Below are 21,848 nucleotides of genomic sequence, written 5' to 3'. Positions count from 1 at the left end.
CTGCTTTATAACGATGATTTAAGGAAAGCTCATATGCTTAAAGAATGGTTTTATGATATTTGTCATAATGAAAAGTATTCTATTCAAAGAAAAGAATTATTTGAATGGATAAAGAATGCAGAAAACTCAGGCATTAAAGAGTTTAAAAAATGTGCAGCAACTTTCCGACATTGGTCAAAAGAAATACTAAATGCATTTAAATATGGCTTAACCAATGGTGTAACAGAGGGATTTAATAATAAAATAAAGGTACTTAAGCGTATATCATATGGTATAAAAAACTTTGAAAGATTTCGTACACTTATCTTACATTCTTGAAATTAAATAAAAATAAATATGACTGGCACGAGGTTAATTTGTCATGCCCAAAAACAGGTATTGGTGAGTCAACCATAAAAATAGGCTCTAAGCCTAGTGTTTTAGCATGATTCAAACATATCATACCCCAACACTTGACAAAGAGCCCAAATAAAAAAAGCGGCAAAAGCCGCTTTTATCTTTGGTATAAACCCCGAAATGCCGTTTCCTGCATTTTGACGCCTAGCCTCTCGCTAGGTGGGCATCCGCATGCAGGTTTCTGCCTTCCGCTAACCATGGCGGCCTGACATCCGCCTGCAGATATAGGAATCCCTTATTATCTACTGTAGGTTCAAAATCGCAGGAGTGTCGAACATTTCAGGAACTTTCTATAATCATATTATAATGGATTGATATTATGTTTTCAAGGTTTTTGTAGCTTAATTTACTGGGAATTACAGGGTATCTTCCCCAATATCATAAGGAGGGAAAGTAAAAGTAAATGTACTGCCTTCACCCAGCACAGAATATACATCAATATTTCCGCCGTGTTTTATGGCAATTTGTTTTGCTATTGCAAGACCAAGTCCGGAACCGGATGCATTTTGCCTAAGACGGGATTTATAAAATTTCTCAAAGATAAATTTAAGATCGTTTTCGGATATTCCGATTCCTTCATCTCTTATCGATACTTTTATTTTGTCCGTATTTGAGATATTTATGTAAACAGATTTATTTTCGTCCGAGAATTTTATGGCATTATCAAGGATGATCATAAACATCTGCCTTAATCTGTCATAATCCCCGAGCATCATGATTACAGGTTTGTCTTTTGTGATTTCTATTTTTATGTTTTTCTTTTCGGCAATTGCACCGGCACTTCTTATAATTTCATCAAAAACCTGAACCAGGTTTACCGGTTCTTTTTCTATATCAAAGTCCGGATTTTGCATTTTTGATAAAAGCATCAAGTCGCCAACCAAACGCTCCATACTTTTGCACTCGGAAAGCATTCTTTCATAATATTGCTTTACCTTATCTTCTTCCTTTACGACACCGTCAATTAAGGTTTCCGTATAAGCCCGAAGAACGGTAATAGGTGTCCTAAGTTCATGGGATACGTTTGCAAAGAAATCCAGACGCATCTGTTCCAGGTTTTTTCTTTGTATTTCATTTTCCAACAGCTTTTCCGAAAGAATATCCACAGTATTTGCCAAATCTCCCAGTTCATCGTTGCGTTTAATGCCTGTCTTTGAATTATAATTGCCGGCTGCAAGAGAAAGCGCCGTAGCTCTCATTCTTGCAATAGGAAGTGACAGTTCAGTAGCAAATATTATAACAATAATAAAAGAAATCCCAAGAGCTACAACACTGCTGAATATAATTAAAGACAAACTGTCATTAATAATATCTTTTAAACCTTCCACAGGTTTTTTTGACAGTAATGCTCCGACAACTTCCCGGTTAACCCCCAAAATCGGAACCGACACTGTTATGGTCTGGGTTTGATAAATTTCATCATAGGCAATACTGTATACTTTTTTATTTTTGAAAGCATTTTCGACCAAATCAAGATATTCTTTATATCCGTCGGCAATTTCCGCATATGAATTGGTTTCCATCCGCTCATCCATAGGATTTGCGGCATAAGGGTTGGATATGGTCCAAATATCCAGATTCATTATTTTCTGCCATTCGTTTATATGTTCCAAGGCTCCCTGATAGTTTCGTGTATTGATAAATTTCATCGTTATAATATCCGATATGTTGGAAGCCTGATCGATCAATTGCTCCCGTTCTTTTTTCATAGTTGTATTTTTATAAAGCTGGGTAAATATCAGGCAGATTAAAATTGCCGTAACAAGAAGCATTACGGCATAATTTAAATACAATTTAAAAAACAAACGGTTATATACCCTAACCTTGTTATCATTTGACATAACTTAATTTTCCTCCAACCTGTCGGCTGCCGTGATTATTCGTTCAGAAGCTCAAATTTGTACCCGACACCCCAAATAGTTTTTATAGTCCATTCAGGATGCTCTACCGCATCAATTTTTGCACGCAGCCTCTTTATATGGGAATCTACTGTCCTGCTGTCGCCATAGTAGTCAAATCCCCACAAACTGTCCAAAAGATTATCCCTGGTAAATACTTTATTGGGATTGGATGCCAGGGTCCACATGGTTTCAATCTCTCTCTTTGTTAAAGATATCTTTTTGCCCCCAATATATAAACTGTATTCATCCAGGTTAATTACCAGGTTGCTGATTTTAATAATGTTTTCAGATGTGCTTTGGTTAGCCGTTTTTATCCTGCGCAGTACCGCTCTAACCCTGGCCATAACCTCTCTAGGGCTGAAAGGTTTTACTATGTAATCATCCGCTCCTATGTCAAGCCCCATAATCTTATCAAAATCTTCGCCTCTGGCAGTAATAAGAATTACGGGTACATTGGATTTACTTCTTATCTTTCTGCACACCTCATAGCCGTCTTCCTTGGGCATCATTACATCAAGTAACACAACTTCGGGATTATATTCCTTAAACAGCCTTAGTGCTTCTTCTCCGTCATAAGCAACAATTGGCTCAAATCCTTCCATTCTGGAGTAAGTCGACAAAATATCTGTAATATCCCTATTATCATCCGCTATTAATATATGTTGCATTTTTAATGATTCCCCCTTTATGTTACTTTTCCTTGGTTTTGGTTTATCGGCAGGTACGGCATATGGGTAATATAGGTAAAAGCACATATACATACATTATTATATATTAATTACATATAGGAAAACAAGTAGTAAAATGGTGTAAAGGACTGTTAATAAATTGTAAATTATAATTCATAAAATATTAACAGTGTCTGACACCTTTATGACACTTTTCTGACAAAAACAAATGATATATTAATACCATAGAATTAGGATGTGACATAGAATTTCCATAATTTGGAGGAAATACCATGAAAAAGAAATTTCTATGTAAATATATGGTTTTCCTATGCCTAATCTTTTGCTTTTTATTTCTTCCATGTATTTTACCTGTATCAGAAAATATAGCTAAAGCTTCGGAAACAGAAAAAGAAAAGAATGATTATAGGCTTAATCTAAGGTCTGTTACCTTAGTAAACGGAAAATCATTTAATTTAAAAGTTTATAATATCGAAAATGATGCAAAGGTTACTTATAAGTCTGCCAATCCTGAGATTGCTTCGGTAAACGATGACGGTACAGTAACGGCTCATAAGGTCGGCGTAACTACAATTACCGCAACGGTCAAAAGAGGCACAAATTCAACCTCTCTTACCTGCGATATAACTGTCGGTCCTCCGGCTTTCAGCATTAAAATGACCCGTTCAATGATAATATTGGGTCTAGAGCAAAACGATTTATTGGAAGTAATCATGAAACCAAGCAATACGGCTGAACTTGCCAAGTTCTCCAGCTATGATCCTTCAATCGTTTCAGTCAGCTCAGGCGGCCGGATAACCGCTAAGAAAATTGGCATGACTTATATATTTGCTGAAATTGATGCTACAACCTCTGAAGGCTACCGAAAATTTGACACTTGTAAAGTGATTGTTTGCAATCCGGATGACGTAAGTTTACTGAAAAATTATTTCGCCACACATCCTGAATTGAGCCTTGTTTCCGAATCCGGCCTGTCTAATGCTTTATATGAGTTTTTCAATAATTTGCAGCCGGCAGATGGCTCTATGGAAATTCCAAAAGGCGATGCTCTTATCGGAGCTCTTGACAAGTATTTAAACGAAAAACTTAATTTAACAGAGGCAAAAAAGAAATATGACGAAATGATGCAGTTAATAAAAGAAGCACAATCACAATAAATTATACTAATCGGATATAATAAAGGTACAAAAGAGGACTGTTTTAATTGATAAGCAGCCCTCTTTCTATATTATGCAAGGAGGATTAAATTATGATGTTTAAGTTTGCCCATAACAATATTAACGTACTTGATCTTAATAAGTCCCTGGAATTTTACGAAAAAGCCCTCGGACTAAAAGAAGTCCGCCGTATGGTTTCTGATTCCGGTGACTTTATTTTGGTATACCTTGGTGACGGTGTTTCGCAGCACCAACTGGAACTTACCTGGCTTAGGGACTGGGACAGGCCCTACAATCTCGGAGACAATGAATTTCATCTTGCCTTTGTTACCGATGATTATGAAAATGCATATAAGATGCATAAAGAAATGGGTTGTATATGCTATGAGAATCCTGCCATGGGCATATACTTTATAAACGATCCCGACGGTTACTGGATAGAGATTATCCCAAATAAATAAAAGCGATTATAATTCGTAGTGCCTGATATCAAAATCTGATGCCAGGCACTTTTTTTATAGCTTATACATAAATTAATTATAAAAAACACAGATTGAGGCCTTAGGCACAATGAAACCGAATTTGATTTATCCTGCACAGATGGATACGCAGTCTTTCGGAAATTTGAGGGTAAGGACTACAACCCAGGACGTGTTTCCAATTGAAAACGCAACCGTAAGAATATTTTCACCTTCCGACCCCGATGTGGTTATCGAGGAATTTATCACTAACAACGAAGGGCTTTCCGAAGATATACCGCTTCCTGCCCCACCAATAGACCTTAGTTTGGAGCCTTCTCCGGTTCAGCCTTATTCCAATTATAATATGCAGATTACGGCACCGGGTTTTGAATCAGCTTATTTTTCCGATATTGAAATACTGCCGCAGGTAACAGCTCTTCAGAACGTAACATTAAACCCATCTACCGAACCTGCAGAAAGGTCATATGTTATAGAGCCCCACACCTTATATTTCAATTATCCGCCCAAAATACCGGAAGATGAGATAAAACCGGTAGGCGAAACCGGTGAAATTGTCTTAAGCCGGGTAGTCATACCGGAATATGTTATTGTCCACGACGGTCCACCGGCCAGCAATGCACAAAACTATTATGTAAGGTTTCAGGATTATATTAAAAACGTTGCTTCCAGCGAAATATATGCCACTTGGCCGGAAGCCACGATATATGCCAATGTTCTTGCCATACTTTCGTTTACCTTAAACCGGGTTTATACCGAATGGTACCGCAACCAGGGTTATAATTTCACGATTACATCCTCAACGGCTTATGACCACAAATGGATAAACGGAAGAAACATATATGAAAATATCAGCTTCATCGTGGACTCGGTATTTGTTAACTACCTATCAAGGCCCAATATAAAACAGCCGATACTTACCCAGTATTGTGACGGCAACAGGGTCCAATGCCCGGGCTGGATGTCTCAGTGGGGTTCCAAATCCCTAGGAGATCAGGGATATTCGGCCATAGAAATTCTTCGTTACTATTACGGCGACAGTATATACATCAATACCGCCGTTCAGGTATCAGGTGTCCCTTCTTCCTGGCCCGGATATAATCTCGATATCGGCGCTTCCGGTGATAATGTAAGAATGATACAAGAACAGCTAAATGCCATATCCGATGCCTATCCCGCCATACCTAAAATTGCAGTTGACGGCAGATACGGGCCGGCTACTGCCAATGCTGTAAGAATCTTTCAGCAGATTTTTGACCTTCCTCAAACCGGTATCGTAGACATCGGGACCTGGTACAGGATATCCAGAATATACGTAGGGGTAACAAGAATAGGCGTCTGAACAAGCCGATTCTAACCTTATATTAAATAGCATTATGTAAAACAGCGTTAATTCCTAAACAATAAATCCTTGCTATAAATATCACATAAGATTATATTTTTCATATTTATTGTATTATATAGAATTTCTATCCGAGGTTTAAAAATGAATAAATCAAATTTAAGCAAAAATTCCCCCAGAAATGACGATAAAATCAGAATATATCCCGTTGAAGTAGGTACCCAATCCTTTGGCAGGATTCAAATTCGGTGCGTAACCCCAAATATGGCCCCTATAGAAGGAGCTACCGTAAGCATATCATCACCGGCTCAGCCCACATCGGCCATAGCAGAGCTGACAACAGACGTATCAGGACTAACTCCGGAGATAGAAGTGCCTGCACCGCCCGTCGATTACAGCCTGGAGCCGTCGGAAGTACAGCCCTATGCCGAATATAACATCCGCATCGCACAACCCGAATATACTCCCGTAAGCATAGCAAATATGCAGGTTCTTGCCGATGTAACCGCCCTTCAGAATGCAACTATGCGGCAAGCCACCGAACCGGATGCAGCCGGCTCTCTTTATGTTATCCCTCCCCATACCTTATTCGGTGATTTCCCTCCAAAGATTGCCGAGCCGGAAATTGTCCCTGAAGCTGAAACAGGCGAAATAGTATTACGGCAGGTTGTTATACCTGAATTTATAATTGTTCATGACGGACCTCCTACCGATACTTCCGCAGCCAATTATTACGTCAAATTCCGGGATTATATTAAAAATGTTGCCTGCAGTGAAATCTATGCAACCTGGCCTGAGTCCACAATACAAGCTAATGTTCTTGCGATTTTGTCCTTTACCTTAAACCGGGTTTTCACCGAATGGTACAGAAACCAGGGCTTCAATTTTACGGTTACATCATCCACTGCCTTTGACCATAAATGGATACCCGGCCGAAACATATTCGATAATATAAGCCTTATAGTAGATTCCCTCTTTGTTAACTACCTGTCAAGACCAAATGTAAAACAACCCATATTAACTCAGTATTGCGACGGAAACCGGGTACAATGTCCGGGTTGGATGACCCAATGGGGGTCTAAAAATTTGGGCGATCAAGGCTATGATGCCATAAGTATCCTGAGGCATTTTTACGGTGATTCAATCTTTATAAATACCGCCCCTCAGGTATCCGGTGTTCCTGCTTCATGGCCGGGCTATAACCTGGATATCGGCGCAAGCGGTGATGACGTAAGGATGATACAGGAACAGCTAAATACTATATCAGATACCTACAGCCAGATACCGAAAGTCGCGGTACAAGGCCAGTATAACGAACAAACCGCAGAGGCGGTAAGGGCATTTCAGCGTATTTTCAACCTTCCCCAGACAGGCATTGTAGATTTTCCTACCTGGTACAGCATATCAGGCATATATGTGGCAGTTACCAGAATGGCGGAATAAAATCTTATGAAAAATAAGTTTTTCATATATAGTAAACAGTAACATATAATAATCCCCTCATTACCGCAAAAAATATTTAACTAATATATGCGGCACAGAGGGGATTTTGAATTTAGATTTATATATTTATATTTACTTTTTAATTAGTTAATAAGTAACTTACTTATATTCAGGTCTTCTTAACCTTCCAGAGCCATTTTCTTGACTTCGGTAAGGCCCTGCCTTACAGCCGGAATTAACAGTAGAAGAACAGTTAAAACAGCTTCGGGAACTATATAGGATGCATTATATGTAAGGGAATATATAAGAGGATTTTTTCCTCCCGCATACTCATGAAAATATATTACTCCGGTTAGCACATGACAAATGTATCTTCCCGCTACACCTACTATATAGCCTTTGATAATACCGTATTTTGATTTTGAAAACAAACCCGAAAGTCCCAGGCATCCGAATGCAATAGGATAATCAAGCAGCGGTTGTATTATGGTTATGGCATATGGCTTTAAAATAAAATCGAGTATTCCGTACGCAACTCCCGTTATAATTCCTGCTTTTGTTCCGTATAAATAACCTATAAAGCAAATAAAGAACATTCTAAAAAGAGTAATAGATCCGCCAAAAGGGAATTCATATACGGTATAAATCGACGTAACTACAGCCATTGTCATGGCAACTGCTGAAAATGCTATCTGCTTAACATTTATTTTTTTGTTGCCTTTGCTTAGTGCCAGCAAAGCAACAAAAAGCAGGGCAATAACAATAAGTAAAGCAATGTTTCCTGCCGTAGTAGGATAAAAGCTCCCGCTTTCGGCATCGGTTACGAAAAAGAAATCAAATAAATTTTTAAGCATAAAAAAACCTCCTTTAATTTTTGCTAAGGAGAGGAACACTGAATGCTTCCTTTCGCCGGCATTACCCGGATCAAGTTTTGAGGGTCAGTATGCAAATGCAGCTTATACAAAGCCAACATTAACGCACACTTCTCAGCTTCCGCTCCCCTAGCATTTAATTATAATTTATATTTAGTTTTCTGTTATATCATATACAAACACTCTATATTTGTCAATGCAAAGATTTATAGATAGAATTATAACATAATTTTATCAAAAATATAGATCTACACCGGTAAAAAACATCTACCTAATATCGTGCGTCATTGTCAAAACTTTTTATGATAATATTCGACCCTTAAAAATGTAAATATACAATAAAGCTGCTATGATTTTGTGGCCTAAAATCACAGCAGCTTTTTTTATTATATCAACTTTTATATATGCATTATATATGCAAAAGTTATAAACTATATTTCACTTTATACCTATTGCACACGGCTACCGATTACATCATGCCCATTCCGCCGGCACCGGGTGCTGCAGGCTCGTTGGACTTAATATTGGCAACAACAGCCTCGGTAGTCAACAAGGTGGATGCTACGCTGGTTGCATTCTGCAGAGCGCTTCTTGTAACCTTGGTAGGATCGAGAATACCTGCTTCTACCATGTCTACATATTGCTCTGTTAAAGCATCGAATCCGATACCGGGCTTGCTCTCCTTAACCTTGCTGATAACTACAGAACCGTTAAGTCCTGCATTTTCAACTATGCAATACAGAGGAGCTTCAAGAGCCTTAAGGATAATGTTGGCACCGGTCTTTTCATCACCGTCTAAGGTTTCTGCCAGTTTGGCAACTTCCTTGGATGCATGGATGAATGCGGAACCGCCGCCTGCCACAATACCCTCTTCAACAGCAGCTCTTGTAGCAGCCAAAGCATCTTCAAGACGAAGCTTGCTTTCTTTCATTTCTGTTTCGGTAGCAGCACCAACTTTGATTACTGCAACGCCACCGGACAGCTTAGCAAGTCTCTCTTGTAATTTCTCTCTATCAAACTCGGAAGTGGTCTCTTCGATCTGATTCTTGATCTGATTAATTCTTGCTTCGATTTCTTCCTTCTTGCCTAAGCCGTCAACAATGATTGTGTTCTCTTTCTGAACCTTAACGGATTTAGCACGTCCGCATTGTTCAAGAGTAGCTTCCTTAAGTTCAAGGCCAAGCTCTTCGGTTATTACAGTACCGCCTGTAAGGATTGCAATATCCTGAAGCATAGCTTTTCTTCTGTCACCATAGCCGGGAGCCTTAACGGCAACACATTGGAATGTTCCTCTTAATTTGTTAAGTACGAGTGTTGTAAGGGCTTCGCCTTCAACATCCTCGGCGATAATCAGAAGCTTAGCACCGTGTTGAACTACCTGTTCAAGCAAAGGCAGGATTTCCTGAACATTGGAGATTTTCTTGTCTGTAATAAGGATGAAAGGATCTTCAAGAACAGCTTCCATCTTATCCATATCTGTGCACATATAAGCGGAGATATATCCGCGGTCAAACTGCATACCTTCAACAAGCTCAAGCTCAGTCTTCATTGTTTTGGATTCTTCTACAGTGATAACACCGTTGTTGCCTACCTTTTCCATAGCGTCTGCTACCAGTTGTCCAACGGTATCGTCACCGGCAGAAATTGCAGCAACTCTTGCAATCTGCTCCTTATTGGTAATCTTTGAGCTCATCTTAACGATAGCGTCAACAGCCACATCAGTAGCCTTCTTCATACCCTTTCTTAAAATAATAGGGTTAGCACCGGCTGCCAGGTTCTTCATACCCTCTCTGATCATGGCCTGAGCTAATACTGTAGCGGTTGTGGTACCGTCACCGGCAACATCGTTAGTCTTAGTGGCAACTTCCTTTAAAATCTGAGCGCCCATGTTTTCAAACGGATCTTCCAGCTCAATTTCTTTTGCTATAGTAACACCGTCATTGGTGATTAGCGGAGTACCGAAAGATTTATCTAAAACAACGTTTCTGCCCTTGGGACCTAATGTAACCTTAACGGTATTGGCTAATTTATTAACGCCTTCTTCAAGGGCTCTGCGCGCATCATCTCTGAATTTTATATCCTTTGCCATCTTCTATCTCCTCCTTAATTGGTCTTCTATAAAAAGTCTTATTCTGCAATAAGCCTTATTTAATAACTAATCTTCTACCTTTGCAACAATATCGTTTTGTCTTACGATAATGAACTCTTCATTATCAAGTTTAACCTCTGTTCCGGCATATTTTGAATAAATTACTCTATCTCCTACTTTAACATTCATTACAACTTCTTTACCATCAACAATTCCGCCGGGACCTACAGCAATAACTTCTGCCTGCTGAGGTTTCTCTTTTGCTTTATCGGGCAGCACAATTCCGGATTTTGTTGTCTCTTCTGCAACTATTGGCTTTAAAACTACCCTGTCTGCTAACGGTACAAGCTTCATATTATAATTCCTCCTTTAATTTTATGTTATTATGTATTCACCAATTTTTGTTGATTATTAGCACTCCTTCCAGTTGAGTGCTAACTGATAGTTTATATATTATTAAATTTACTTTTAATATGCAACTTTATATCTTATAGAATATGTTGTCATTTTTGATATTTTCTTCAATTTGCTCTTGTTATCTCTTTTTTTCTCATTTTTTCTCATCATTTCTAATTCTATCTCGTTTTTCCAAATATAGATTATATTGTAAAACTATTTTAACGGACAAAGCAATCATATGCAATAATTACGATAAAAATTTTCGAAGCCTATATAAAGATATAGAAAATGTGTGATATTATAAAGCCCCTATTGCATGGTTAAAGAGTTATTGCCTTATTAGACAATAACTCTTTATATTCCTTCCATATACTATTCTAGTATATTCCGAAAGAGTAACCATATACCAAATTTAATTAAATTACTTTCTATTATATGATTTAATCCAAACTAATACTGTTCGTTTTTTTAATAGCTCTTGGCAGGGCATCTTTTGAATTTTTCCATGGCTCATTGGCATACCGGTAATCGAATTTATTGATAAACCATTCGAGATCGTCTCTTACTCTCTTCATATTATTAAGATAGAGTGAATTTAATATCTCTATGAACTCTTTGAACTGCCTGCCGCTTAGGTGTTTGTTGGCTTCTTTATAAAGGATACTATAATGCCGTGTGCAAAATCCCCGGCTGTCTTTGAACTTCATTCTGAATTCTTCTTCATGCTGATACAAATAAAACACCGTAGCGATATACCGCTCAAAAGTACTGTCTATTTTTGAACAGATATAGCAGGTTTTACTTAGCTTTTCTATATAATCCGCAACTGAAAAATTATCGCTATGCTTTTTAAATAAAGAAGGTACTGTAGTTTTTACATCATTTGCTGATAACTTTTCAACATCATTAATTATTTTGTCCATATGGCTTTTTATAATCAGGGAAAGCCCAAGGCGGTTCTGATTTTTATACAATAGCTCTATATGCCTTTCACAAAAACCAAGCCTGGAAGTTTCGCCACGAACATCATCTTCCATATAACTGGGTCCCATAGTAAAATCAATTGCCTTTTGCTCCAGTTCATCAATCATATTACATAAGGGACACTCTCCGCCTTTATCAAACGCATCATTTACCGGAATTGTATACAGCTTGTCTTTCAATTACATTCCCTCTTTTAACATTTCTTTGATTTCTCTGGCTTTTTCTTTAATTCTTTCACTGGCCTCTTTAGAAATCAATATTTTTGAAATCCACCTTGAGCACTCATCGTATTTGCCTACTTTTCTGGCCAGTTCAGCAACTAACAGAGTAATAGTATTTACATCCATTCCGCACATAGGGAATTCTTCTTTCATATATGCTTCCGAAAAGCCTTCATATGCATTGCTGATAAATTCTTTTTCTTCCTGCAAAAGTTTTTCTACCGTTTCTTTATAATTCGGAGTATCTTCAGGAAGTGTTTCTCTCTTTCCTCTTATTACCCAGGCCGTCTTTAGGCAAGTATATGCTTTTTCGGATAATTTTGCCTTTTTAACTATCGAATTTATCAGTGCCATCTTGTGTCTTGCAATGGCCGTATCATATGTATATATATTTTCGCTTTCTTCTACATGCTTATATTTTACCGAAATATTCTTTTTAATTAAGTCGGCCTGTGACCCGGTTATATGATTGAAAAATCTGTTCAGTGCCGCATATCCACAATTTGGACACAGAATAGCATCGTATTTAAGGGGATCAGCAAGCTGATATTTAGGTCTTAAGTCAGTATCCAGACTTTGTAATTTTAATTTCCCTACCTTAACGGTCTTGGCTTTAAAATCCTTGTTGCATACCGGACAGGTATATGATCTATCATATATGATATCTTCTTCGGAAAATGTATTTTGCTGGCTTTTCTTAGCCTCTTCGCCTGCTGACTTCTCCGAATCTTCATATATATTGATATTTGATAAATTGTTTAACCCAAATTCTTCTAAACCGGAAAATAAATTTGACATAAATATTCCTCCATTTACCGATCAATTATGCTTTTTTGCCATATTCTCCTAAAAACGTACTTCCTTTTATTTAAAATAATAGCATAATATGTATTATAATAACACAATATCACTAAATATCAAAGTATATTTTCTACTATACTATATATCGGCATTTTCTAAATTTTATCCACCATTAATATAAATATATTTATATTATCCTTCAAACTTTTTCGTATATCTCTGAAAGTTTCAAAATTTAGGCATAAAAAAACCTAAGCAGTTTGTTTTTACAACCTGCTTAGGAGCTTTTTAAATTAGGGGACTTTACATATGTATTTTACTTCGTTCGGTAGAATATATGGTCACCAATAATTTTGTAATCATATTTTTTCTTTATACTTGCGGCACTGCTGTTATTTGCCCTGAAATACAGAAAATCACCTATATTGTTTTCACCGCATAAGGCCGCTTTAGCAGCTTTAATAGCTCTGTTCATACATTTTCTTTCAGCTTCCGGATTTTTCCCTGGGAATTTACCTGTATCATAACATTCAAACGCCTTATCAAGGATACTTTTTCCTGTCTTGCTATTCTTCACAATAACACTAAACTGAACGCCCCATTTATTATCGTAAATAACCTCTTCTATAGTATTTACATGAGCAAAAATCGGACTTTTTACTCTGTTTAAAACCACATTGGCCACAGCAAGCATTCCTTCATAGGATTGATTTCCTGCTTCGGCATAAATAAGACATGCCAAAAGTCTTAAATCTTTTTCACTATAAGAAGGCTTCTCGGTTTGATTTTTATTCTTTTCTTTTTTTGCAGAATTTGATTTTTCATTTTTCTCGTTATTCTCTTGTATTGCTTTTTCGCTTTCACTATCGGAATCTGCTGTTTTCTTCTCAATATAGTAGACTTGCCCTTGCTCATCCACATATATTTCATATTTGTCCAAATCTATTTCTTCTTCAGACAATTCATAATCCGCATCTGCTATTTCTTCTAAATTCTCTTCTGCATCCAAAGGTTCTTCCGCTAAAGAAGATTCTTCATCAATTGTAAGAATTACTTCATCGGTATTTTCTGAATATCCTATTTCAGAAGCTCGTACCGTAGAATTAGAGCTGATTGTAATCAGCAATACTCCGATAGTTACAATGCATAATTTCTTTATGATATTCATAGTAATCTCCTCAGAAATCTAAATGTTACAATTTTGGAATATTCATAATACTTTGTTAACAAATACGTAATAAATTATAACATATCTGATAAAAAAAACAACCCTAAATTTTTAAGGCTGTTTTTTATACAATATTCCTAATGTTTATTCTGTTTTTCCTTAATTTGAATCCTGTTGTGTCCTATACATTGCCAGCAGTAAATCCAGCATACGGCCGTAACTTTTTACACCGTCAACCTGTGCATTTGCCTTAAGATAGGTGTCATTAATCTTATTGGAAACCGTACTGACTACCGTATCTTCATATTTTGCCCAATATTCATTGTTGGCCCTTAGGTCTTTTACAACCCCTAAAGAAAACATATCCCTGATTTCAAAATACATATCCACGTTTTGTCCGTACAGGGCGTTTCCTGCTGTTATAAGAGCATGCATGACACTGCTGTACATTAATTCTGTATTTTCCGAACTTATACCGGCAAGATAAGCGATAAAGTTTGCTTCATCCTCCCTCATAAATCCCCTTTGATGGGCCAGTTCATGCAACATGGTAAAAGGGATGGAGTAATCGGGAATATCGACATTTACGTTGGCCTCCACTGTAAACGGAATAAATATACCTGTCGTTTCCGTATATGACATTAAGGCTGATAACATCAAGGGCTTTGGTTGTCCGTATCTGCCGCTTAGAACAGGGTATTTTCCCGAAAGTTTCCTCATAGCCTGATTAGCTTCCCTGGCCAGTTTATATTTGCTTACGGACAGCTTAAAAATACCGTTTTCATCTTCCATGGGAATTTTACTTCTTAAATCGTTAGCCTGATGAGCAAGATATTTGGTAAGTCCGTACAATTCTTCAAGAGAAGATTCTTTTATTTCAAGATTAGAATAATAACTAAAAGGATATCGGTAATAATTAAGTCCACCCAATAGAGTAAATGAGAATAATAAAACACTTCCGGCAACGCCTACATTAATGGCTGCCCTGGCTAAATATATTTTCCATCTGTCCTTATCTGTAAGGATACGATAAATAAATCTAATTATCAAAACTATAATAATTACCGGTAAGGCTATAACCGCAATTTCTGCTAAGGAAATGGGCAAAATACCTGTAATAATGGAAATAAACTGGGAGATATATTTATAAATGCGCAGCGCATATATCTGCTCCGCAAAAAAAGCGCTCTTTCTGGCAAAAAGTATCAAAATCAAAGACAATGGCGTCAATAATATTAAATAAATTCTCTTTAATTTAGACAGCTCTTTCACTTAAGAATCTCCCCTTTCATACGGTCAGTCCCCGTAATTTATAGTAACATATTATCCCCTTATTAGCAATAAAACCGGCCTCAATAGATTTATGTAATTGTTGGCACAATCATAAAGGCCGTCACAGTTATAGCTGTATTTATAAGTCAAACGATATCAGTACCTGACGTAAAAAAGCCGGAACCCGTTTTTACGGGTCCCGGCCGTATTATACACAGTATTAAAACTTAGGTACGACTGCTCCTTCATATGTTGATTCGATAAAGTCTCTTACTTCGTCACTCATTAAGGCTTCTACTAAAGCTTTAATTTCTTCCCTGTCTTCATCGCCTCTTCTTACGGCAACAATATTGGCATATGTTTCAGCTGCCAGTGAATCCTGAGCTTCTACAGCTACAGCATCTTTAGATACATTTAATCCGGCCTGAATAGCATAGTTGCCGTTTATAACCGCCATATCAACGTCCTGTAATGAACGGGCAAGCTGAGCAGCTTCGATTTCAATTATTTCAAGATTTTTCGGATTTTCTACGATATCGGTAATTGTTGCGTCCATGCCGGCGCCTTCTTTAAGCTTAATGAGCCCCTGAGCTTCAAGCAGAAGCAAAGCTCTGGCTTCATTGGTTCCGTCATTGGGTACGGCAATCAAGGCTCCGTCTTTTAAATCCTCTATCTTTTTAGTCTTTCCGGGATACAAACCGAAGGGCTCATAGTGAATTTTTGCTACGGATACAAGGTCTAAGCCCCTTTCTTCATTGAAGTTATCCAAATAAGGCTGATGCTGGAAGTAGTTCGCATCAAGATCACCGTAATCCAAAGCCAGGTTAGGCTGTACATAATCGCTGTACTCAACTATTTCAAGTTCATAGCCCTTTTTAGCCAAAATACCTTTTGCAACTTCCAAAATTTCGGCATGGGGAGTAACGCTGGCCCCAACTACAATCTTTTTCTTTTCGGCTGTATTATTATTTCCTGTATCATTATTATCTACGTTTGCATCTTCTTTTGTATCTTCTTTATTATCTTGCGTATTCTCATTAACTGTATTGTTTTGCTGATTGGTGGTGTCCTTCTTATCTTTTGTACCGCAGCCTGCAAGTACAGCCGCAAAAATTAATAAAAACAATACTAAACTGATCTTTTTCATCCTCTTACCTCCTCTAATTATTTACTCCCATACCTTATATAGTTTATATGCTACTTATAATCTTTTATCGGTACGCCTCATCCATCTGGCTCCGATCTCCTGGATTCCCTGGACAATTAATACCATTAAGGCTATGGTTACCAACATTATATCCGTTTTATAGCGATAGTAACCGTAGTTAATGGCAATTGTACCAAGTCCCCCTCCTCCGACAAATCCTGCCATAGCCGAATAACTTAGAATAGTTATCACCGCTATGGCTCCTCCCATAATAAGGGACGGTTTAGCTTCCGGAATTAACACCTTAAATACTATTTGAAAAGGTGATGCTCCCATAGACTGTGCAGCTTCGATAACGCCGCTGTCCACTTCCTTTAATGAAGATTCAACCAGCCTGGCTATATAAGGGGCCGAGCCGATTACTAAAGGAACAACAACGGCATTGGGGCCAAGGGTGGTTCCTACAACCGCCCTGGTAAACGGCATTAGGGCAACCAGCAAAATAACAAAAGGAACAGAACGGATCAGATTAACTAACACACCCAGGATTTTATTAAGTGTTATAAAAGGCTTAATCCCGTCCTTATCCGTTATAACCAATAAAATCCCCAAAGGAAGCCCGATGAGATAGGCCAAAAAAGAGGATAAGAATGTCATATAAAGAGTTTCCAGTATTCCTCTTCCTATCATATTGATAATAGCCTTGGTAAACATCTAGATCACCTCCTCAAACGGTATTTTATGGGTTTCCAGATAAGCATATATTCTTTTCTTCCCGCTTTCATCGTCAGGAAGCTGAATAACCATTTGACCGTAAGCTTTACCGTAAATATCCTTTGTATCGGCAAATAATATATTCACCGGAGTCTTACATTCCAATACCATATTGGCAATTACAGGCTCAAAAGAAGTCCGTCCGTCAAATATTATCCTGAGTTTATCTTTTCCTTCAAATATTTCAATATGATTGGCACCCGAAAAGACCAGCTGTTTTGCAATCTTAGACTTGGGCTTCATAAATACTTCTTCCACTGTGCCTATTTCAGCAATTTGACTCTTGTCGACTATGGCAACACGGCTGCAAATTTCCTCAATAACACTCATTTCGTGGGTAATAACAATAACGGTAATTCCCAGTTTTTGATTAATTTCTTTAAGAAGGTTAAGGATTGACCTTGTTGTTGTCGGATCCAGGGCACTTGTTGCCTCATCACACAATAAAACTTTAGGATTTGTAGCCAAAGCTCTTGCTATGGCAACCCTTTGTTTTTGCCCACCTGACAGCTGTGCCGGATATGCTTTTGCTTTATCTTTAAGTCCGACAACCTCCAAAAGTTCATAAGCCCGTTTTCTTGCTTCTTTCTTTGGTACACCGGCTATTTCCAGAGGAAAACAAATATTCTGCAATGCCGTACGCTGCATCAAAAGGTTAAATTGCTGGAATATCATGCTCATTGACTGTCTGATTTTCAGTAATTCTTTTTCACTGACTTTTGACAAATCAATTCCGTTAAAAATGACTTTCCCTTCCGTGGGCCTTTCCAGATAGTTTATACATCGAACCAAGGTACTTTTCCCTGCCCCGCTAAGTCCGATAATACCGAATATTTCTCCCTCATATATGCTTAAATTGATATCCTCCAAAGCTCTAACCGAACTATTTTTATTATTATAAATTTTACCAAGACCGATAAGTTCAATTATCGGAGTTCGATTATCCATGACTCCCACCTCGCAAACTTTAGTAAAACCGTTCCTTATCCCTAATTATTTAACTGCATTCATATGCCAGCTTAAAAAAAACAGGACGGCTGATAGCCTCCTGTCGGTTTTCATAACTATTATCTATAATATTATTACAAGATGTCTATCTTCTTATTATGAAAACACCACATTCATCTATCAGAGCGCAATATTTTATATGGCATGTCATACATATTACACATACCGCACATGTCACACATATTGCACATGACGATGACTGATGTTCTCACTATATTTGCTCCTTTCCTGGAAACTTCTGAATAATTCCAAGTAATCAGATATGTTTGTTGGTAGTATAACGTATGAATTATATTATGTCAATACATTATTTATAAAATTTATAATTATGCATCCATATTTTCCGCATAGCATTATATTTTTTTAAAAGCTCTTTATCATGTCTTTCGGCTTAACCAATGCAATCCTATTCTTACAGCATATCGCCAAATTAAATGGGCGTATTTAAGCATAAAAAAATCGAGGTGACAGGATTTGAACCTGCGGCCTCTACGTCCCTAACGTAGCGCTCTAGCCAAACTGAGCCACACCTCGATATTCCGTTTTTGCCTTATTCAATTTTAAAGGAAAGAACGGATAAAGCTGTTGGGCGGACTTGAACCGCTGACCTCCTCATTACCAATGAGGTGCTCTACCGTCTGAGCTACAACAGCATCTTTTTTATTACGACTGCCTAAGTATCTTGCTTTTCAAGATCAATCAGAACCTGATTAAGTTTTGTCTTAATTCTGGTTAATGCATTGTCGATTACCTTAGGTTCCTTACCAAGTACTTCGGCAATCTGTGTGTATTTCATATCCTGCATATACAGGTTTAACACACTCTTTTCTAAATCACTCAAGCGCCTTACGAGTTCATATTCTATCATACTTGTATTCTCTTTGTCAATAACTAAATCTTCAGGATTTGACCTTTTTTCTTGAAAAATTATGTCAACCAGTGTTTCTTTTTCTACACCGTCTCCGTTTTCACCAGAAAGTGGTGTATACAGGGAAATATATGTATTTAAAGGAATGTTTTTCTTACGGTTGGATGCCTTTATGGCACTGTAAATTTGCCTTGATATACACATATCGGCAAAACTAAAAAATGAATTTTGCTTATCATTTTGAAAATCCCGGATAGCCTTATATAGCCCTATCATTCCCTCCTGAATAAGGTCATCTTTATCTCCGCCGATCAGAAACAAAGCTTTAGCCTTATTCCTTACTATATGCTTATATTTCTCAAAAAGATAATCCATAGCCTGATTATCTCCTGCCTGAATAAGGCTGACAACTTCTTCATCGGGCATGGCACTGTATTTCATATCTGTTTTCATACTATCAGCTCCTTTATGGCCCAAAAGATTAACTCATCCTTTGCCTTACTATTTCATAAGCCAGTATTCCAGCCGCCACTGATGCATTTAATGAGTCTACCTGCCCAAACATAGGTATTTTGGCAACAAAATCGCATTTTTCCTTTACCAGCTTGCCTACTCCTTCGCCTTCGCTGCCTATAACAAGACCGATCGGACCTTTTAAGTCAAGATTATACATCAGTTCTCCGTCCATATCCGCACACACAAACCACAGGCCTTCTTTTTTAAGTTCTTCAATAGTTGCCGAAAGATTCGTTACCCTGGCGACCGGAAGATAGTTAACGGCTCCGGCTGAAGTCTTTGCCACTGTGGCTGTAAGCCCTGCAGCCCGTCTTTTCGGAATGATAATGCCATGGGCACCGGCCTGATGAGCGGTACGGATAATAGCACCGAGATTATGAGGGTCTTCAATACCGTCAAGTAATATTATAAAAGGGTCTTCCCCTTTTTCTTTCGCCGCTTCTAAAATATCTTCAATCTCTGCATACTCATAAGCTGCCGTATATGCAATGACTCCCTGATGCTTTCCGGTCTGTGACATCCGGTCAAGCTGTTCTTTGGTCACATAGGATATAACAGTATCTGCCTTCTTTGCCTTACTTACAATGGTTCTTATAGGCCCGTCATCACTGCCCTTTAAAACAAAAAGCTTATCGATGGTTTTCCCCGAACGTATTGCTTCAAAAACCGCATTTCTTCCTTCTATAACTGATTCTTCGTACCTCATACATTTTACCTTTCACTTTAAGGATTTTATTTTCAGTAGTATTTTGCACAAACTTCAAATCTTTATCCGGTTATAACTGCAAATAACTTATAAATTCTTGTAAATAAAATAGAAGCTATATGCTTTTATAAATGTGTATAATAGCAAAAAATTTGCGTACATATCTTTTAATCTTTAAATACTCTGGTATTTTTTATCCTTATTATCATTTTAAAATCTATATCTTTTTAAATTAAATATCTTTTTAATATTATCCTGATATTTTTAAATTCCTTTATAAATTCTTTTCTTTTAATCTGTCCATATATTCCTGTAGAGCATCAATCCAATCCTTCATATAATATCCGTGCTCTTCCCTAAGCCTTTTATTGTCCAGAACGGAATAAGCCGGACGCTTTGCAGGTGTAGGATATTCGTCACTGGATATCGGTTCAACTTCAACATTCAGTCCTGCCAGTTCAAATATTTTCACCGCAAACCTGTACCAGCTTGTACTGCCTTCACAGGTGGCATGGTATTTCCCGTAACTTTCAGTTTCCATTAAGAACAGAATAACCCGGGCAAGTTCCATAGCACTGGTCGGTGAACCTATCTGATCCGATACCACCCGGATTCTTTTGCCTTCATCTGCCATTCTCAGCATGGTTTTTACAAAATTTTTCCCTTCTCCATAAAGCCAGGCTGTATGAAGAACGAAAGATTTTTTACAGTACTTAAGGACAAAATTATCTCCTGCCAGTTTGGTTTGCCCATATACATTAATAGGGTTAGCCTTGGCTTCTTCCGTATAAGGAGTTTTGGCTTGTCCATCGTATATATAATCTGTAGATATATGAATAAGTTTTGCTCCTGTTTTTTCGGCTGCAATAGCAAGATACTTGGGCCCAAGACTGTTAATTTTATATGCCATTTCCTTTTCTTTCTCGCATAAATCTACCGCGGTCATAGCCGCACAGTTTATTATAATATCGGGATTTGTACTTTGAATCTCATATTCTACGGAAACTTCATCAGAAATGTCCAGTTTTCTTATAAGCCCGTCGTCACTTCCATGGGAATCGGTAAGGTATAACCGATATTCATTTTTTTGTTTTAAAAGCTCATATAAAGCCTGTCCCAGCTGCCCCAAAGCGCCGGTAATAAGAATCTTTTTCATATGTGCTCCTTAAATTTCTCCATAATATATCATAGTATAAACAATTTCGTATTAAAATACAACGGTTTTCAACTTATCATACCGCCAAGCATGCCGCCAAGACCTGTAATAATAAACACAGTAATAAGACTGCCGATAGGAAGAGGCCCTACCCGGTTCATCAGCAACGAAACCAGCATCAAAATGATAAAGTAAAATACGCCGACAACCAATCCCCATATAAACTTTCTGTGCTCGGTCTTTTTTCCTACAAAAAAGCCTCCCATAAAAGTTGATACTATATAGGTTACATTAATTATCCCGCTTATTACGGAACCGGAAAGCTCAAAATTTAGCATTAAAAATGAAACTATCAACAGCAAAATTGCAGTAATAATATAGGAAAAAAGCAACCCTTCCAAAACGTAAATAAATTTTTTATTTTGAGTAACTGCCTTATTCATTTTACACCCCTTGTTTT

The 21,848-nt window shown here is 37.6% G+C and carries 21 protein-coding genes, 2 tRNA genes, 1 other RNA gene and 1 riboswitch; of the genes, 5 read left to right on the top strand and 19 right to left on the bottom strand.

The window, feature by feature from the left end; genetic code table 11:
• A partial coding sequence (locus HHT355_RS01100; RefSeq protein WP_146039159.1) for a transposase occupies positions 1 to 318 on the top strand: 318 nt, incomplete at its 5' end.
• A gap of 186 nt (positions 319 to 504) precedes the next feature.
• Here the strand turns inward: HHT355_RS01100 and ssrS are convergent.
• The 3 genes from ssrS to HHT355_RS01085 all read right to left on the bottom strand — a co-directional run bounded on the left by ssrS (position 505) and on the right by HHT355_RS01085 (position 2,965).
• A non-coding RNA gene (ssrS, locus tag HHT355_RS01095) (6S RNA) lies at positions 505 to 685 on the bottom strand.
• Positions 686 to 752: 67 nt separating this feature from the next.
• Positions 753 to 2,237, bottom strand: a complete 1,485-nt coding sequence (locus HHT355_RS01090; protein ID WP_103201615.1) for a sensor histidine kinase — start codon at positions 2,235 to 2,237, stop codon at positions 753 to 755.
• 35 nt (positions 2,238 to 2,272) lie between these two features.
• Positions 2,273 to 2,965: a response regulator transcription factor gene (locus HHT355_RS01085; RefSeq protein ID WP_103201614.1), complete on the bottom strand. Its 693-nt coding sequence runs from the start codon at positions 2,963 to 2,965 to the stop codon at positions 2,273 to 2,275.
• A 293-nt stretch (positions 2,966 to 3,258) separates the two neighbouring features.
• On the opposite strand from HHT355_RS01085, the gene HHT355_RS01080 reads away from it, so the two are divergent.
• The 4 genes from HHT355_RS01080 to HHT355_RS01065 all read left to right on the top strand — a co-directional run bounded on the left by HHT355_RS01080 (position 3,259) and on the right by HHT355_RS01065 (position 7,407).
• Positions 3,259 to 4,143, top strand: a complete 885-nt coding sequence (locus HHT355_RS01080) for an Ig-like domain-containing protein (RefSeq protein ID WP_103201613.1) — start codon at positions 3,259 to 3,261, stop codon at positions 4,141 to 4,143.
• A 92-nt stretch (positions 4,144 to 4,235) separates the two neighbouring features.
• Entirely contained in the window at positions 4,236 to 4,604 is a 369-nt protein-coding gene (locus tag HHT355_RS01075; protein WP_103201612.1) for a VOC family protein, read from the top strand.
• 109 nt (positions 4,605 to 4,713) lie between these two features.
• Positions 4,714 to 5,964, top strand: coding sequence for a peptidoglycan-binding protein (locus tag HHT355_RS01070; protein ID WP_103201611.1), 1,251 nt, complete (start codon positions 4,714 to 4,716; stop codon positions 5,962 to 5,964).
• A 264-nt stretch (positions 5,965 to 6,228) separates the two neighbouring features.
• Entirely contained in the window at positions 6,229 to 7,407 is a 1,179-nt protein-coding gene (locus HHT355_RS01065; RefSeq protein ID WP_242967483.1) for a peptidoglycan-binding protein, read from the top strand.
• Between the two features lie 179 nt (positions 7,408 to 7,586).
• Here the strand turns inward: HHT355_RS01065 and HHT355_RS01060 are convergent, their stop codons facing one another.
• The 16 genes from HHT355_RS01060 to HHT355_RS00985 all read right to left on the bottom strand — a co-directional run bounded on the left by HHT355_RS01060 (position 7,587) and on the right by HHT355_RS00985 (position 21,831).
• Positions 7,587 to 8,261: an energy-coupled thiamine transporter ThiT gene (locus HHT355_RS01060; protein WP_103201609.1), complete on the bottom strand. Its 675-nt coding sequence runs from the start codon at positions 8,259 to 8,261 to the stop codon at positions 7,587 to 7,589.
• 30 nt (positions 8,262 to 8,291) lie between these two features.
• Positions 8,292 to 8,420, bottom strand: a riboswitch (TPP riboswitch).
• 328 nt (positions 8,421 to 8,748) lie between these two features.
• Positions 8,749 to 10,368, bottom strand: a complete 1,620-nt coding sequence (gene groL, locus HHT355_RS01055; RefSeq protein ID WP_103201608.1) for a chaperonin GroEL — start codon at positions 10,366 to 10,368, stop codon at positions 8,749 to 8,751.
• A 66-nt stretch (positions 10,369 to 10,434) separates the two neighbouring features.
• Positions 10,435 to 10,722, bottom strand: coding sequence for a co-chaperone GroES (locus HHT355_RS01050; protein WP_103201607.1), 288 nt, complete (start codon positions 10,720 to 10,722; stop codon positions 10,435 to 10,437).
• Between the two features lie 485 nt (positions 10,723 to 11,207).
• Positions 11,208 to 11,930: a DUF6062 family protein gene (locus tag HHT355_RS01045; protein ID WP_103201606.1), complete on the bottom strand. Its 723-nt coding sequence runs from the start codon at positions 11,928 to 11,930 to the stop codon at positions 11,208 to 11,210.
• Positions 11,931 to 12,770 carry a DUF2225 domain-containing protein gene (locus HHT355_RS01040; RefSeq protein ID WP_103201605.1) on the bottom strand — a complete coding sequence of 280 codons (840 nt, stop codon included), beginning with the start codon at positions 12,768 to 12,770 and terminating at the stop codon, positions 11,931 to 11,933.
• A 319-nt stretch (positions 12,771 to 13,089) separates the two neighbouring features.
• On the bottom strand, positions 13,090 to 13,941 hold the full coding sequence (locus HHT355_RS01035; protein ID WP_103201604.1) for a cell wall hydrolase: 852 nt from the start codon (positions 13,939 to 13,941) through the stop codon (positions 13,090 to 13,092).
• A 159-nt stretch (positions 13,942 to 14,100) separates the two neighbouring features.
• Positions 14,101 to 15,213, bottom strand: a complete 1,113-nt coding sequence (locus HHT355_RS01030) for a DUF3810 domain-containing protein (protein ID WP_103201603.1) — start codon at positions 15,211 to 15,213, stop codon at positions 14,101 to 14,103.
• A 220-nt stretch (positions 15,214 to 15,433) separates the two neighbouring features.
• A complete protein-coding gene (locus tag HHT355_RS01025) occupies positions 15,434 to 16,360 on the bottom strand; it encodes a MetQ/NlpA family ABC transporter substrate-binding protein (protein ID WP_103201602.1) in 927 nt (308 codons plus the stop codon).
• Positions 16,361 to 16,414: 54 nt separating this feature from the next.
• A complete protein-coding gene (locus HHT355_RS01020; RefSeq protein WP_103201601.1) occupies positions 16,415 to 17,074 on the bottom strand; it encodes a methionine ABC transporter permease in 660 nt (219 codons plus the stop codon).
• Positions 17,075 to 18,082, bottom strand: a complete 1,008-nt coding sequence (locus HHT355_RS01015) for a methionine ABC transporter ATP-binding protein (RefSeq protein WP_103201600.1) — start codon at positions 18,080 to 18,082, stop codon at positions 17,075 to 17,077.
• 519 nt (positions 18,083 to 18,601) lie between these two features.
• A tRNA-Pro gene (locus HHT355_RS01010) sits at positions 18,602 to 18,676 on the bottom strand.
• Positions 18,677 to 18,722: 46 nt separating this feature from the next.
• A tRNA-Thr gene (locus HHT355_RS01005) sits at positions 18,723 to 18,795 on the bottom strand.
• A 20-nt stretch (positions 18,796 to 18,815) separates the two neighbouring features.
• Complete coding sequence (gene sigH / locus HHT355_RS01000; protein ID WP_103201599.1) at positions 18,816 to 19,463, bottom strand: RNA polymerase sporulation sigma factor SigH; 648 nt, start codon at positions 19,461 to 19,463, stop codon at positions 18,816 to 18,818.
• A gap of 28 nt (positions 19,464 to 19,491) precedes the next feature.
• The gene (rlmB, locus tag HHT355_RS00995) at positions 19,492 to 20,232 is read right to left on the bottom strand and encodes a 23S rRNA (guanosine(2251)-2'-O)-methyltransferase RlmB (RefSeq protein WP_103201598.1); all 741 of its coding nucleotides are present in this window, start codon (positions 20,230 to 20,232) and stop codon (positions 19,492 to 19,494) included.
• A 274-nt stretch (positions 20,233 to 20,506) separates the two neighbouring features.
• The gene (rfbD, locus tag HHT355_RS00990) at positions 20,507 to 21,388 is read right to left on the bottom strand and encodes a dTDP-4-dehydrorhamnose reductase (RefSeq protein WP_103201597.1); all 882 of its coding nucleotides are present in this window, start codon (positions 21,386 to 21,388) and stop codon (positions 20,507 to 20,509) included.
• A 68-nt stretch (positions 21,389 to 21,456) separates the two neighbouring features.
• Positions 21,457 to 21,831, bottom strand: a complete 375-nt coding sequence (locus tag HHT355_RS00985) for a TIGR04086 family membrane protein (protein ID WP_103201596.1) — start codon at positions 21,829 to 21,831, stop codon at positions 21,457 to 21,459.
• Positions 21,832 to 21,848 lie beyond the last annotated feature (17 nt).

Source organism: Herbinix hemicellulosilytica, from assembly GCF_002904165.1.
In the GTDB taxonomy this organism is placed as follows: domain Bacteria; phylum Bacillota; class Clostridia; order Lachnospirales; family Lachnospiraceae; genus Mobilitalea; species Mobilitalea hemicellulosilytica.
Note: the sequence above shows the minus strand (reverse complement) of the source record. Positions and strands in the feature narration are given on the sequence as shown.

Coding starts and splice junctions, on each gene's coding strand:
- HHT355_RS01090 (WP_103201615.1), bottom strand. CDS start 2,237: ATGTCAAATGATAACAAGGTTAGGGTATATAACCGTTTGTTTTTTAAA.
- HHT355_RS01085 (WP_103201614.1), bottom strand. CDS start 2,965: ATGCAACATATATTAATAGCGGATGATAATAGGGATATTACAGATATT.
- HHT355_RS01080 (WP_103201613.1), top strand. CDS start 3,259: ATGAAAAAGAAATTTCTATGTAAATATATGGTTTTCCTATGCCTAATC.
- HHT355_RS01075 (WP_103201612.1), top strand. CDS start 4,236: ATGATGTTTAAGTTTGCCCATAACAATATTAACGTACTTGATCTTAAT.
- HHT355_RS01070 (WP_103201611.1), top strand. CDS start 4,714: ATGAAACCGAATTTGATTTATCCTGCACAGATGGATACGCAGTCTTTC.
- HHT355_RS01065 (WP_242967483.1), top strand. CDS start 6,229: ATGGCCCCTATAGAAGGAGCTACCGTAAGCATATCATCACCGGCTCAG.
- HHT355_RS01060 (WP_103201609.1), bottom strand. CDS start 8,261: ATGCTTAAAAATTTATTTGATTTCTTTTTCGTAACCGATGCCGAAAGC.
- groL (WP_103201608.1), bottom strand. CDS start 10,368: ATGGCAAAGGATATAAAATTCAGAGATGATGCGCGCAGAGCCCTTGAA.
- HHT355_RS01050 (WP_103201607.1), bottom strand. CDS start 10,722: ATGAAGCTTGTACCGTTAGCAGACAGGGTAGTTTTAAAGCCAATAGTT.
- HHT355_RS01040 (WP_103201605.1), bottom strand. CDS start 12,770: ATGTCAAATTTATTTTCCGGTTTAGAAGAATTTGGGTTAAACAATTTA.
- HHT355_RS01035 (WP_103201604.1), bottom strand. CDS start 13,941: ATGAATATCATAAAGAAATTATGCATTGTAACTATCGGAGTATTGCTG.
- HHT355_RS01025 (WP_103201602.1), bottom strand. CDS start 16,360: ATGAAAAAGATCAGTTTAGTATTGTTTTTATTAATTTTTGCGGCTGTA.
- HHT355_RS01020 (WP_103201601.1), bottom strand. CDS start 17,074: ATGTTTACCAAGGCTATTATCAATATGATAGGAAGAGGAATACTGGAA.
- HHT355_RS01015 (WP_103201600.1), bottom strand. CDS start 18,082: ATGGATAATCGAACTCCGATAATTGAACTTATCGGTCTTGGTAAAATT.
- sigH (WP_103201599.1), bottom strand. CDS start 19,463: ATGAAAACAGATATGAAATACAGTGCCATGCCCGATGAAGAAGTTGTC.
- rlmB (WP_103201598.1), bottom strand. CDS start 20,232: ATGAGGTACGAAGAATCAGTTATAGAAGGAAGAAATGCGGTTTTTGAA.
- rfbD (WP_103201597.1), bottom strand. CDS start 21,388: ATGAAAAAGATTCTTATTACCGGCGCTTTGGGGCAGCTGGGACAGGCT.
- HHT355_RS00985 (WP_103201596.1), bottom strand. CDS start 21,831: ATGAATAAGGCAGTTACTCAAAATAAAAAATTTATTTACGTTTTGGAA.